This window comes from Flagellimonas amoyensis, assembly GCF_003058265.1.
Taxonomy (GTDB): Bacteria; Bacteroidota; Bacteroidia; order Flavobacteriales; family Flavobacteriaceae; genus Flagellimonas; species Flagellimonas amoyensis.
This window is the reverse complement of sequence record NZ_QBUK01000003.1, coordinates 348,714-363,666: the sequence shown is the minus strand read 5'-3', so window position 1 is coordinate 363,666 and position 14,953 is coordinate 348,714. Positions and strand designations below refer to the sequence as shown.

5 protein-coding genes are annotated in these 14,953 nt (G+C 46.7%); 2 read left to right on the top strand and 3 right to left on the bottom strand.

The window, feature by feature from the left end; translation table 11 throughout:
- Positions 1–249: 249 nt before the first annotated feature.
- Positions 250–8,454 (bottom strand): T9SS type B sorting domain-containing protein, encoded by an 8,205-nt coding sequence (locus tag DB398_RS06370; protein WP_234416099.1) that lies wholly within the window; start codon positions 8,452–8,454, stop codon positions 250–252.
- Positions 8,455–8,711: 257 nt separating this feature from the next.
- Here DB398_RS06370 and DB398_RS06365 point away from each other — a divergent pair, with 257 nt between their 5' ends.
- Positions 8,712–9,830 carry a PQQ-dependent sugar dehydrogenase gene (locus DB398_RS06365; RefSeq protein WP_234416113.1) on the top strand — a complete coding sequence of 373 codons (1,119 nt, stop codon included), beginning with the start codon at positions 8,712–8,714 and terminating at the stop codon, positions 9,828–9,830.
- Between the two features lie 2 nt (positions 9,831–9,832).
- Here DB398_RS06365 and murQ read toward each other — a convergent pair whose 3' ends face one another.
- Together murQ and DB398_RS06355 are read right to left on the bottom strand one after the other, a co-directional pair.
- Positions 9,833–10,648, bottom strand: coding sequence for an N-acetylmuramic acid 6-phosphate etherase (murQ, locus tag DB398_RS06360; RefSeq protein WP_108423555.1), 816 nt, complete (start codon positions 10,646–10,648; stop codon positions 9,833–9,835).
- 2 nt (positions 10,649–10,650) lie between these two features.
- Positions 10,651–11,400 (bottom strand): DeoR/GlpR family DNA-binding transcription regulator, encoded by a 750-nt coding sequence (locus DB398_RS06355; protein WP_108423554.1) that lies wholly within the window; start codon positions 11,398–11,400, stop codon positions 10,651–10,653.
- A gap of 460 nt (positions 11,401–11,860) precedes the next feature.
- Here DB398_RS06355 and DB398_RS06350 point away from each other — a divergent pair, with 460 nt between their 5' ends.
- Positions 11,861–14,947 carry a SusC/RagA family TonB-linked outer membrane protein gene (locus tag DB398_RS06350; RefSeq protein WP_234416093.1) on the top strand — a complete coding sequence of 1,029 codons (3,087 nt, stop codon included), beginning with the start codon at positions 11,861–11,863 and terminating at the stop codon, positions 14,945–14,947.
- The last annotated feature ends 6 nt before the right edge of the window (positions 14,948–14,953 follow it).

Below are 14,953 nucleotides of genomic sequence, written 5' to 3'. Positions count from 1 at the left end.
AATTTTCAATAAACAATACCCAATTTTCAAAACGTCCACTGCTTTAAGCAGTCTGGGTGCCAGACGGAGTCAATCCTGAGCATGGCCGAAGGGCCACATCCCGAAATCGGACTGCAAAAATATAAATTTTGATGATATTTTGCCCCAGCCCCTACAAAACTTTTGCTCTTGAATGCAAAATAGACGCTCCTCTCTTGACACCAAAATACGCTTCAGTCTTAGTGTCAATGATTTATAAAATAAATCCTTCTATCTGTATAGTGTAAAGTGACCTACAAATCGTTGCTTTTCCCTATCGTTTGCATTCACCACATACCAGTAGTCACCAGTGGGCAGCGGTTTGCCCTCATAGGTCCCATCCCATTTTTTGACCTGGTCCAATCGGGCCACTACCCTACCATATCGATCATAAATAATGACATCGATATTGGGGAAAAACTCACGGTTCCCTGGATACCAGTAATCGTTCAGGTTATCACCATCCGGGGTAAAGAACGGCGGCATTTCGGGCATTCCCTCAAAATTGAACGGCAGCACCAGATTGGCCACACAACCATTACTGTCCCGGACCATGATGTTGATGTTTGAATCCACATTGATGTTGAAGGTGTTGATATCCCCATAGGACTCCCCTTGGAAGAAATATTCATATCCCCCAAATCCGCCTGTAGCAATGGCCGTGACCTCATTTGGGCCAGTTTTCATGGCTTCCAGCGTAAGTGGCTCGTAGGCATCAATTTCAAATTCCACAAAGGTCACACAACCGTTGGCGTGGTAAATATATACCGTGTGTTCACCTGGTGGCAGGTCCCCAAAGGTCCTTTGGTTCGTGGCCAGTTGAATATCATCCACATCCAATGAAAACAAAAGGTCGGAAAGCTGTGAACTGTCTGCAATACTGACAGTGGCCGTACTGTTCGGGAATATTCCCTCACAACCATATTCCACTATGGGTTCAGCAATAATGTTTATTCCAATGCCAATTTCTGCTATCACGTTGGTCTGGCAACCATTCGCATCCCTAATAAAGATGGCATAGGTTTCCCCTCCCTGAAGATGATCAAAGAACATGGTATCATTTTGGACAAAATCAGCATCGTCCACAGAATTTATACTGGTGTAATAGGGTGCCGTTCCTCCAGAAACTCCCAAGGTCAAGGTACCATCACCATCCCCCATACATACCTCTGGAGTCGTAGAAACCACTGCGGCGACAAGTTCCGTAGGCTGGGTGATTTCCAGTGTTCGGGTTATGGTACATCCTAGATCGTCCTGAATTATGATGTCATAGGTCCTAGGGCTAAGATCGTTGAAAGTTTTTCGGTTTGGATTGTCCGGGTCATCCCCTTCAAAGAACTCGCTCAATGTATCTGAAATGGAGTACCTGATCCTTCCTGTACCTCCACTGGCCTCGATGATGATCTGTCCGTTGGTATCTCCGGCACACATGACGGGCACTGCTTCCAGATATTCCAATACCAATGGTGGTTTAGGTTCGATGACGATAGGGTCCGACATGGCTTCACATCCACCACTTTGGGCATACACGTAGTAGGTGCCAACATCCAGGTCCCTAAAGATTCCTGAGTTTTGTGATGGACGGACAATATTGGCTGGCATTACAGGCAAGGTATTCGTGTTCACCAAGGTGTACGTATAACTTCCAATACCCCCGAAGGCTTCCGAGCGAATGATAGCGGTTGACTCCCCTGCACAATTGATCGTTGCATTGGTAAGGTCCAAGGAAACCACCAAAGGTGCCGCTGGATCCAAGGAGATCTGGTTCGATTTCTCTGAAGGACAGCCATTGGAATTCTGCACATCAAACTGGAAAGGTCCTGCATCCATAGTAATGTCCACTGTGATCTCTACACTGGTCATTCCCGCCCCAAAAGGGGTAAATGGGTCAGAAGTACCTGATTTACGATAGAAATACTCGACCAAGGGCTCAGGATTGGTGACCGTTAATTCCATTCTACCCAAATCCCCACAACCCGGAGGTTGCAACTCCACCAATTCGGCCACCACGATTTCTGGATCGGCAATGGTGATCACATCGGTGAGGGCACTACAGTTCCATCCGTCAAAAATGGTGATGGTATAATCTCCCGCCGATAGGTTGGCAAAGGTTGGGGTGGTCTGGAGTCCACTATTGGTACCGTCAGTGATGCGGTTCAATTGGTATAGGTAATTTCCTGGTCCTTGGCCTCCCGAAACCGCAAAAGCCTCGATGACCCCATCATTATCGTTGTTACAGGCCAATGGGCTCACCACACGAATGTCTGCCGTGATTTCCACAGGCAATGGCAAATTGATGGTATTGAATCTCTCACAACCTCTCACATCTCTGATATTTACCGTATATGTATCTGTAGATAGATTTTCAAATACTGGATTGGTATTGGGATAATCCACCAAAATGGTTCCATCGGATGCCACCAACTGATATTGGTAAGTTCCCCATCCACCATCGCCAGTGGCTGTGATTTCACCCAAACCGGGCACATTACAGGTCACCGGGGAGGTTTGCAATAAATCAACGGTCAGTTCCCTATCAGGAGAGCGCACTGTGGTCACATTGCTCACGGTATCGCAATAGGGCGAATCCACGGCCTCGATACGGACAATCAGGTTGCCTGCAGGTAAATTTTCGATGATCTCGGGAGTATTGATCGGGGCATTGGTATCAAAAGTCCCAGTTACCCCTGTAGTGGTTTCCACTCCTGCATTATCACGAGTGAACACTTCATAATTGTACACGCCATTATAGTTGCTGATCTGCAAACTTATGGAACCATCTCTTCCATCAAAACAGGTCACGGGTTCCACCTCGGCGATCAGGGCCTCGATGGTATTGTATTCGGGCATGTTGATGGTCGTGGTCAAATACGTACATCCACCACTGCCCACATCGGTCACGGCGAAAATATAATCACCGGGAGTGGCAATATCCCAGGTTACACGATCACTGCCTCCAGAACTTCTTGCTGGTTCGGAAAGCAACGGTAGAATTTCGACTTGGTAATCCCCTGGTCCTTCGTTGATGATGATATCAATGGAACCTGGGCTTACCCCCGTTCCCGAAGCATCACAAGTGATAGGGTTCACATTATAACTAAAAGTGATGTCTGTTGGGCTGTTGATGGTTATGGTTGATGTTTCCTCGCATCCATTATAGTCACGGGCAGTGAGGGTAATGGTCTGATTGGTACCATTATCGATCACTTCAAAAGTATTGCTGGTCTGGAAATTGGTGCCATCAAACTGTGGCGTACCATCGTTCATGCTGTAGGTATAAGGACCTGTTCCAGTTGCTGTTCCAGTTCCATCACCATTGGTATCGGTATAAATGGTCATGGTCGCCGTACTGAACTGATTGCTGGATGGGTTACAGCTAAATTCGGTATGTATTGCATTGGCCATCAATAGGGATGGTTCACCAATGATGATGTCTCCTGATCTATTTGCACATCCCCTATCGGAAACCACTTCGGCCTGATAGGTGCCTGGTTGAAGGTCATCAAAAACGGGAGAGCCTTGCGGACCGGCCACGATGGTCGAACTGGAACCTTGGTACAGGATATATTGAATCGGTGTATCGGTATCTGTGCCAGGTTGAAGTTCTACGGAAATAGTACCATTATCGGCCCCATTACAGGTCACATGGCTACTGTTCGTGGCGGTAATGATCGGGGTATCCACTGTGGAGACAATAACTTCGGCCTCATCCGAGCACAATGGGGATGTATTGGAATCCAAATCCGTTACCAGAATGTTGTAGTCCCCAGGCATCACACCGGTAAATTCGTTGGTGTACTGTGGTGGTCCAAGATCTGTCAAAGTGAGGGCATCCCTCAATTGGTATTCAAAATTTCCACTACCCCCCGTGGTGTTCACTGTAATGACTCCATCCCCTGCATTACAGGTAGGGAAAGAGGTGGCATCGGCCGTAATGGCGAAGAAATCGAATACTTCCGCAGTAACGGTATTGGTACACCCGTTTCCATCCCGAACCGTGATCACATAGGTGCCAGGGTTGGGCACAATAAAGGTAGTTCCTGTCTGGTAACCACTTCCGATGTTGTATTGGAATGTATTTTCCGGCTCAGGACCTGAAGTGATCGGCGATACCATATTGATTTGATACCCGCTTGTGGCCGTACATTGGTTCACCACATCGATCATAGGGTCTGGAACACCGGCCTCTTGGGTCACCGCAAGCGTGGTGAAAGCCGTACACCCGTTGGCATCTTGGGCATAGAAATCATATGTCGTTGGGTAAGGCCCAGGAACCTCAAAAGTGGTTTCCGGCACAAATGTTGTCGGCGCCGGATCTCCCGAAGGCACATAGGCATAGGTGTATGGACCTGTGCTTCCAAAACCTCTGACAGTCACCAAGGCACCAGCATTACACGTGGCCTCCACAAAGTTGTCGATGGCTATGGAAACAGCACTGATGTCAATGAATGCCAAGGTACTTGAGCTACATCCCGTAAAGTCGTCCGTGACAATAATCTGATAGTTTCCAGGAGCCAATCCGGTCAGGGTTCCAGTATAGGGAATGGTTTCTCCTGTAAATGGTTGGGTCGAAACTGTTGCTCCAGTATCGGTGTTTTCTACCCTGACGGTAAAGTTTCCAGGTGCTGAAATTCCAGATACCTCAAAATCAATGGAGCCACTTCCTGCCACATTACAGGAAGCTGCCAAGGAGGTGGCGGTCACAGCAACAGGATTGGTTGGACCAATGGGGTCAATTTCTTCAATATAGGTACAACCGTTGGCATCCATCACTTCTACAAAGTAGGTCACTCCTGGAACCACCAATCCGGTCACATCAAATATATCTTCTCCAGGACCTGTTCCATCCTGCCATGTAGGGTCACCCACCAATCTAAAATCGTAGGGTGCTGTTCCGCCAACGGCTTGGACTCGATATGGAAACGAAGTATCAAAACAATCTGTCGGGGCTGGGTCCAAAGGAATCAAATCTAATTGGTTTTGGTCTATCACTACCGGATCTCGGTCCTCACAACCTTGGGCATCGGTAGTGATCAGGGTATAGTTGCCCCTAGGTAGATTGGTAAAGTTCACCGAAGTACTGGTGGTTCCTATTGATGATGCCACTGTTCCCCCAAATTCATCCACCAATACATAATCGAAAGGTGCAACCCCATTGCTGATGGATGCCAATATCTCCCCATCGACCGCTCCCGATGAACAAATCGCATCGGTGGGTGTTGCGGAAGCATCCAAAGGATCACTGGCACCTATGGTGACGGAATAGGCCGGGCTCACACAGCCCCTACTGTCCCGGATGACAAACCCTCCGTGCGTTCCAGGTCCATAACCCGAAAAGATATTTTGGCTGCTGAATGTCGCCCCATTGTCATTACTGTATTCATACGGTGGAATACCTTGTGTAGTGTCAGGAACTAACTCCACAATACCACTCGAAATGTCTCCACATTGCGTATCCGTACCCACCACAGACCCGGCTATGGTCTCGGGAGGAGACATGGTCACCATGTTCGATTGCGTGGTACATCCACGGCTATCCGTAATCAAAAACTGAAAGGTTGTATCCGTGATGATGGAACCATCGTTGGGAACATTGTACACAAACGAGTTCCCTGTAATGTTGTTGTTATCTGAAGTGTAAGGCGCACCATTGATACTTACTTCATAAATATCATAGTTGCCCCCGGAGGTATATCCATTACTGATGTTTACACGAATCTGTCCCGGAGGTCCTGCACAATCCAATTCTTGGATAATGGTGGCATTGGCCATCACCTGAGGCTGAATTGTAGCGGTGACCGTATCTCGACAGTCGTTGGCATCCACCACTTCGATGGTATAGGTTCCGGGAGTAAGTCCGGAAAAGCTGTTGCTGGCCTCCAAAGGACCTCCGTTGATCCTGTAGCGGTATGGGGCCAATCCGCCTGCTGCATTAACCGCCAAGGTAGAGGCATTAAAATTATCGTAACAGAAATCAGAGACTCCGTTGTCCAGCGTGAGCGTAGGCGCATCTAATCGGGTCAAGGTAAAACTATCGGTGACCTCACATCCATTGGCATCGGCAACAATCACTTGATAGGTCCCATCCAAGGAAAGATTGGAGAACGTGCTTCCACTTTTTGGTCCTCTTGTGGAACCATCGGGTTGGATCAAGGTGTATCGGTTACCTCCCCATCCTCCTACGGTATTGATCTGGACCGCTCCAATGTTTCCATTTTGACAGCTCATGTCCGTTACGTTCAAGCCTGAAATATCAAAAGCGGTTGATGGTTCTTCAATGATCAAAGTGGCCGTGTCGGTACAATTGGTCCCTTCATCGGTCACGGAAATCACATAACTTCCGGCGGTCAATCCTGTTACGGGAATGATACTACCATTCTGACCTGTGAACACTGGGCCTCCGTCTATACTGTAGCTATAGCTGGTGCTGAAGCCATCCACCAAAAAGCGACCTTCCCCGTCGGAATCACCAACGCAGGTCACCACCCTAGTCTGTTGGGCCTGTACACCAATGGAACTGATATCGGTAATGGCGTAATTCTCTTCATAAGAACATCCTTCATTGTCAGTGACCCTGAACGTATAGGTTCCCAGTCCCAAACCTGTAAAGGTATTGTTGGCGCCATTGTTGATGGCACTTGTCGATGGGGCAATGATTTCGTAGGTATATGGTCCCGTTCCACCAGTTACTACCAAATCCAAAGAAGCGGTGGTAGTGATACAATCCAAACTGGAAATGCTGAAATCCAGATTTGTGGGTTTGTTCAACGTACTGAAAACGATGTTCGGAAGTGCTTCAACACATCCGTTGGCATCCCTTACCATGGGCGTATAGGTTCCCACACCTAAATTGGGGAACACATTACTGGCCCCAAAACCTGCACCGATACTATATTCATAAGGTCCTGTCCCCCCTAAAACACCTGAAATGGTAATCTGCCCCCCATTTTCATTCCCACAGGTGGGTTGAAAATCGGGAGTGGCCGATGCAGTTATGGTGGACGGTGTGCCCACCGTAACGGTTTGCGGTGTTGTGGTACAGGTAAAGGAATCCTGTTGGTACCTTAGGACCACATCGTAGGAGCCTGGTGCCAAATTGGAGAACACATTGCTTATTTGATAGGTGGTCCCATTGTTGACACTGTATTCGATCTCGTAACCAAATCCGTTGGTCACATTAACGGTGACCCTTCCATCATTGGCACCCCCACAGTTGGCATCTTCTTCGGTGATATTGAAAATGGGCTGGGGAATATCCTGAACATCTACCGAAGCGCTTCGTTGGCAACCATTGGCATCTTCCACCAAAACGGAATAGGTCCCTGCCGTTGTCACCGAAAAGCTGGCAGTACTGGCATAGGTTGACCCAAAAGGTGCTCCATCCACGCTGAAGCGATAGGGGGCCGTACCCCCTGAAGTGGTCAAATTGACATCGACCGAGGTGGCACCACAGCCGAAACTGTCCGATGCAGTGGCAGATACGGCCAAAGGACTTATGCCCCCACCTATTACAATGGGATCTCCATTGACATCTTCCGTAATGGTCACGGAACAATCGTTGGTCTCCACCCGAATACTATAGGTTCCGGGGCTTATGTTCGCAAACGTATAGGAATCGGCCCCGTTTGGACCGAAAGTATTCACGGTCACTCCATTTTTGATCAAACGATAGGTATAAAATCCCGGCACTCCCGAAACTTGGATGTCAATGCTTCCCAGTTCCCCGCTACATAGAATATCGTTGGCGGTCACATCCACATTGATGTCAAGGTCGTTCACGGTCACAGGATTTGATGGAAAGACACAGGCACTGGCGGAAACATTTTTCAAACGCACATAGACCCTGTAAGTCCCTGGTGAAGTGATATCGAAATAAGGAGTGTCCTGATATGGTCCGGCAGGACTGTTCAAACTGTATTCATAACCAGCAGGAACGTTGGTCACCTCCACCCTTCCCGGATTTCCACAAACTATGTCTTCTTTGATCAATTGTGGGTTCAAGGGGTTAAGGGTCGATTTAAAATAATAGTACTGTCCAGAATTCACCCGTACCCTGAATTCCCCTGCGGTCGAAAGATTATAAGTAGCTCCTGTTCCCACGGTGTTCCACGTACAGGCACCATTTATGGTGGGACAGTTATCCACTACCGTCGGGGCACAGGTATTGGGGTCCAACTGTTGCCATTGGTAAGTACTACCGGATTGGCTCAGGCTCAAGGTCCTGATGTCACTGGTTCCACAAAGGAAGAATTTGGCCAATGTACTTCCATCGTTGGGACAGATGACCTGTTGGTCGCTCCCCTGGATAATGGTCGCGAACATACTGGCACTCGCCGGAGCATAGGTCACTTCTGTGGCCGATGGCATCTCTGGAACGGAAACCACCTCTTCTTCCCCGGCATCTTCCGCGGAAACGGTGGATACTATTTTTGTCAAAATTCGTTTGACGTCTGTTTTTGCTAATACCGTGGAACCAAATATGGATATGAACACCAGCAACACGGCATATAGCAAATGCCTTGTTTTTTGAGGGAGCATAGGGTTAAGTCTTGTTAGCAGAATATGTCAGATTTGGGACCTTAATATTCTAAGTTGTAATTGTCTATACTTATAAAAATTCTGTTTATCTTACAGCAAATGATTCTCTAAAAATGACCGTTCGTCCAATAAATCTATTATTTCAACGTAAAATTATAGAAAAAAGTACCTTATTTCCTTATTTTTTCGTTGTACTGCTCAATACATCCTGCGCGCAAAATTCCAACTCTAAGATAAATCTTACGAATAACGACAGTTTTACTTCGGAAATTGTAGTGGATGGCATTCAAAATCCATGGGGCATGGTTTTCTTGCCCAATAATGGCATCCTCATATCCGAAAAATCAGGAAAACTGCTCCTCCACCAGTCCGGAAAGACCATTGAAGTGGGAAATCCTCCCGAGGTCTATAACCGCGGACAAGGCGGATTGATGGACATTGAACTGCATCCCAATTACAAAAACAATGGCTGGATCTACTTTTCCTATGCCTCAAGCGAGGGTGATGACAAAGGTGGAAACACTGCAATCATGCGGGCGAAACTTTCCAACAATAAGCTCGTCCAAAAACAATTGCTCTACAAAGCGGTCCCCAATACCACCAAAGGACAGCACTTTGGGTCGCGTTTGGAGTTTGACCGGGATGGCTATCTGTTCTTCTCCATCGGTGAACGTGGAGATCGGGATGTGAACCCACAGGACATCAATAGGGACGGCGGCAAAATCTATCGCCTTCATGATGATGGAAAGGTTCCCGAAGATAATCCGTTCGTAGGCCAAGACGGTGCCAAGACGGCCATCTACAGTTACGGCCATCGAAACCCACAGGGGTTGGCGCTGCACCCGGAAACTGGGCAGTTGTGGGAACACGAGCATGGCCCAAGGGGTGGTGACGAAATCAATATCATAAAAAAAGGAAAAAACTATGGCTGGCCTGTGATTACCTATGGCATCAACTACAGCGGCACCAAAATCACTGATGAAACTTCACGGTCCGGCATGGAACAACCCCTATACCAATGGACACCCTCCATTGCGCCTTCTGGGTTGGCTTTTGTCACTTCCGACAAATACCCCGATTGGAAAAACAATCTTTTGGTGGGTTCTTTATCGTTCCAATATTTGGAACGCTTGGTGATCAAAGACAACAAAGTAGTGCACCGGGAAAAATTATTGGATGGTATGGGAAGGGTCCGTAATGTACGACAAGGCCCAGACGGCTACATTTATGTAGGTATAGAGGGCAAGGGAGTTTTCCGATTGGTCCCCAAGTAACCTTATCTCAAGGCATCAATGGCCCTTTTGACCGAACCGTATTCTTTCAATGCTTTTTCCGCATCTTCATAGTTGAGCCCCAACTCTTCCATAATATAGCGTGTGCCCCTGTCCACCAATTTGGTGTTGCTGAGCTGCATGTTCACCATTTTATTGCCCTTCACACGGCCTACACGTATCATCAGCGCTGTGGAAATCATATTGAGCACCAACTTTTGGCTGGTACCACTTTTCATCCGGGTACTTCCCGTCAAAAACTCGGGTCCTACATTGACCTCTATCGGAATATCCGTATCCGTTGCCAAAGGTGAACCTGGGTTATTGGTAATGCCCACGGTCAATATACCATGCTTTTTGGCATCTGCAATGCCGCCCAGCACATAAGGAGTGGTCCCGGAAGCCGCTATACCGATCAGAACATCATTGTTGGCAATGCCATATTCCTGAAGGTCTTTCCACGCTTGTTCCGTATCGTCCTCTGCAAATTCCACGGCCTTTCGAATGGCCTTGTCGCCTCCAGCAATGAGACCGATCACCCTGTCGTAGGGTAGCCCGAAGGTGGGCGGTATCTCGGAAGCATCAAGGATTCCCAATCGTCCGCTGGTGCCGGCACCAATATAGAAGAGCCTACCGCCTTTTTCAAACCGCTTTGAAGTTTCATCCACGACACGCGCCACTTGGGGAAGGACCTGTTCCACGGCATCCGCCACTTTCTTGTCCTCATTATTGATATTGGCCACTATGTCCAATGTATCCATTTCATCCAATCGGTCGTACAAAGACGGTTCTTCGGTTATCTTTATGTGCTTTTCTACCACTATTATAATAATTGTATGTTCATATTTTTAAAAGCATCCAGTTTTACATCCCAAGGGTCCAATTCAGTGATCAACACGTCAATTTCTTCCACCCCACAAATCCTATATCGCTGTAATGACCCAATTTTTTCGGATATACAGGGAGATACGACCCTTCTTGAACTTTGGATCATGGCCTTTTTTACTTGGACAATCTCCCAATCAAACTCCATTAGACCCTCTGTTGGGTGAATGGAATTGGTTCCCAAAAAACAGATATCCACCTTGATATCCGAAAGCATATTGATGGCACTGCCCCCTATGGCTATTTGGGAATCCTGGGACAACCTTCCCCCAATGAAAATGACCTCAACATTGCTTTTTCCCAACAATTGCACTGCTATGGGAAGGCTTGGGGTAAAGCAGGTCAGTTTTATTTTTGAGGGCAACCGTCTTGCCAATTCCAGATTGGTGGTTCCCCCACTCAGCAAAATGACCTGTCCCTCTTTGATCAACCCCAATGCCTTTTCGGCTATCAGTGATTTTTTCTCCAAGGAGTATATTTTCTTTCCCGTGGGACTGTAATTATTAAACCCTAGGGAAATGGCTCCTCCATGCACTTTCTTCAATTGTTTGGCATTGTGCAGCTCTTTGATGTCCCTACGTATGGTATCCACAGAAACATTGAGCAGATTGGCTATATCCGTCAACAGTACCCTGTTGTGGATCCCAACCTCATTGAGGATAAACTGATGTCTTTCTTCCTTCAACATAGTATTGGGGTAAAGTTAAATAAAACCAAAAAAGAATACCAATACCAGCAAAATACTGCAAAAATATGCAGATTTTATAAATATATTTTCAATAATTGCAAATCCTTGCAAATAAATGCATTATTATGCTGCTTTTAATATATATTTGAAATAATCTTTCTGTCTTTTGCAAGAATATGATATTTGGATGCTTTTGATGCTGGCAGAAAGAAACAAAACTTGAATTGGTCTTACGATTACCTTGGGGCAAGGGCATGAAGAAAAGATTAGGATGCCGCTCGCAGAAACCTTTCCCATAAAAGACCATACCATATCCACAGGACTATGGACAACAAGGCTCCGATGCCCTTATCGATTGAAAAACCGCAAATAGATATAAAATCCCAATATTGACTGAAAATTAGGGTCATGAAAAGGATTTTATGCTATCAATTATGTAACTCAATTAAACTACTCATTTATGCAAAAACTTCATGACTTTTTAGGAAAAATGAGGTTCCGATTGGTTTTTATTGCACTTATGGCGTCATCGCTATCAGCGTTTGCCCAAAGTCAATACACCTTGACGGGAACCGTAACAGAAAGCGGGTCAGGACTGCCATTGACCGGCGCTTCTGTATTCATCGAGAACACATCATTCGGTACGGTTACCGATTTTGATGGAAATTACAGTTTCACGGCAACACTGGAACAAGGAACCTACACCTTGTCGCTCAGCTCACTGGGCTTCACCCCTCAAAAAATTACCTTTACCGCAGGGGGGAATTCCACAATCACCAACAATGCCTCACTTTCAGAGGATTTGACCAGCCTTGATGAAGTGGTGGTCACCGCATTGGGAATCGAGGCCAACAAAAAATCCTTGTCCAACTCCATCCAGAACATTAAGGCCGACCAACTTTTGGAAGGAAACCAAGCAAACATGGTCAATGGACTGCAAGGTAAGGTCTCCGGGGTCAATATTGTTTCCTCCGGAGGTGCTCCTGGAACATCATCCATTATTTTGATAAGAGGTGGTTCTTCCATTACAGGAAGCAATCAACCACTGTTCGTGGTGGACGGTATCCCAATTGACAACTCCACCAATTCTTCATTGGATGTGGCCAGTATCAACAGGGCTTCGGACATCAACCCAGCAGATGTGGAGAGCATTTCCGTATTGAAAGGCCCTGCTGCAGCTGCACTTTATGGTATCCAGGCCGCTAGTGGTGCTGTTATCATTACCACCAAAAAAGGGAAAGCAGGGGTCAGTACAATAAGCTATTCCGGTTCCTTGTCCGTGGATAAAATCCTAGGAACTCCAGATGTACAAAGTGCCTATGGGCAGGGAATGGAAATTGTGACCGAATCAGGGACCGAATATGACCCTGAGTCTTCTTTCTCCTGGGGGGCACCGCTAGCTGCAGGAACCCCCATATATTACAACATGGAGGATTTTTACAAGACAGCCGTTACCCAGAACCACAATGTGAGCTATTCCAGCGGTACAGAAAAAAGCAACTTGTATTTTTCCATAGGCGACATGTCACAAGATGGGATCATTCCTAGTACCAGCTACGACAAGACCTCCTTTAAAATCAACGCAAACTCCAAGTTTGGTGATAATTTCACCATAGGAATTTCAGGAAACTACATTGACACCAAAACTGCCAGCACCCGTCAAGGGAACTCCACCGGGGGAAGTCTTAACAGCCTTTTGGCCTATCCTGTGAATGTCAATGCAAAAGATTACCTCAATGAGGATGGACTCCAAGAGCCATTTTATTTGGACCAACAGTTTGACAATGCGTATTGGAGCATCGCCAATAGCCCAAACAATAATAATGTCAAAAGGTTGATCGGGGTGCTCAATCTGAGTTATAATTTCCTGAACGATTTCAACCTTACCTACAAAATAGGTACCGATGATTATCACGAATATGACAAAAAGATAATCGGGACAGGCTCCTTGGTTGAAAATAGGGCCGATGGTTATATCAGTCAGTTCGAAAGGGACCACAGCCGTTTAACCTCCAACTTGTTCTTAAGGTACGACAAGCAGATCACCGATGATTTTTCCGTGGAGGCCATGGTCGGGAATTCTGTGGAAGAATTGGACATCCGAACCACTTACACCTACGGGGATGGTTTCCAGGCCCCAGGAATCTATAGCATTGCCAATGTGCTCATCGAAAACCAGTCCATTAACGAGATCATCAACAGAAAAAGAATCGTGGGTGTTTTTGGAGACATTAAATTGGGTTGGAAAAATGCCTTGTTCTTGACCGCGACCGGAAGGAATGACTGGACATCCACCCTACCTGCAGACAAGCGTTCTTTCTTCTATCCCTCTGTAGGAACATCGGCCATATTGACGGACCTATTTGATTTCTCCAGCGATAAATTCAATTATTTGAAATTGAGGGCCACTTGGGCACAAGTTGGTAAAGATGCGCCAATAGGAGCTTTGGAGAGTTCATTGGGGACCAACCTAAACGGTGCTGCAAGTTCTGGATATGCCTGGAACGGGCAGAATGTCGGAAACCCAAATTTGGAGCCAGAGTTCACCAACAGTTTTGAGATTGGTGCGGATATGCGTCTTCTTGACAATAGGGTCTCATTGGAGGTCACTTATTACAACAGCAAATCGGACAATCAGATATTAAAGGATATCCGAGTCCCTCCGACCACGGGTACCTTTTTGGCTACCCTCAACGGAGGCTCCATAGAAAACAGAGGGGTCGAGGCATTGCTTTCGGCAAATATTTTCAACAACCCCCAAGGCTTTTCTTGGGATGCCACCTTCAACTTCGGCACCAACAAAAGTACGGTAGCCACTCTTCCCGGCTTTTTGAGTGAAGTATATCTATCCGACTCTTGGACCTTTAGAGATTCGGCTGCCGGCGCAGCCATCTTGGATGGCTCACTTTTCGGCCTTAGGGGAAAACGACCTCAAAGGAACGAAAATGGAGAGGTGCTGGTCCAATCCAATGGATTGCCTGTTTTGGAAGATGCAATTCATGACGACGTAAACAGGTTGCCAGACTGGACTTTGGGCATCACCAACAGCTTCAAGTACAAAAACTTGAGCCTTTCCTTTTTGTTTGACATAGCCATGGGCCAGGACATCTACAATGCCACCTCTTCTGCCTTGGTGTATTACGGGCAAAGCCCCATCACCCTTAATAGAGGGGAAACCACCATTATCCCGGGTGTGGATGTAAACGGTGTTGCCAACCAAACGCCCGTGGTGATGAACCAGAGCTACTATCAAAACTACTATTCCCTTAATTCGGAAAACTTTATTGAGGATGGTTCTTTTGCACGTTTGAGGTATGTGACCCTTAGCTACAAGTTCCCAAAAACAATTTTGGACAAACTATCCCTATCCGCTCTTGAGCTTTACGCCACTGGACGAAATCTGCTTACCATCACGGATTACAGCGGAGTTGACCCAGATGTGAATACGTTTGGAGCAGGGATTTCAGGCGCTGGTTCCACATACATTGATAACTTGGGCACACCGAACACCCAAGGATTTGATTTAGGATTGAAATTTACTTTTTAAAACCAA

What these genes read in the sequence shown, in the direction of transcription:
- DB398_RS06355 (WP_108423554.1), bottom strand. Translation starts at nt 11,400, where the DNA reads ATGTTGAAGGAAGAAAGACATCAGTTTATCCTCAATGAGGTTGGGATC.
- DB398_RS06350 (WP_234416093.1), top strand. Translation starts at nt 11,861, where the DNA reads ATGCAAAAACTTCATGACTTTTTAGGAAAAATGAGGTTCCGATTGGTT.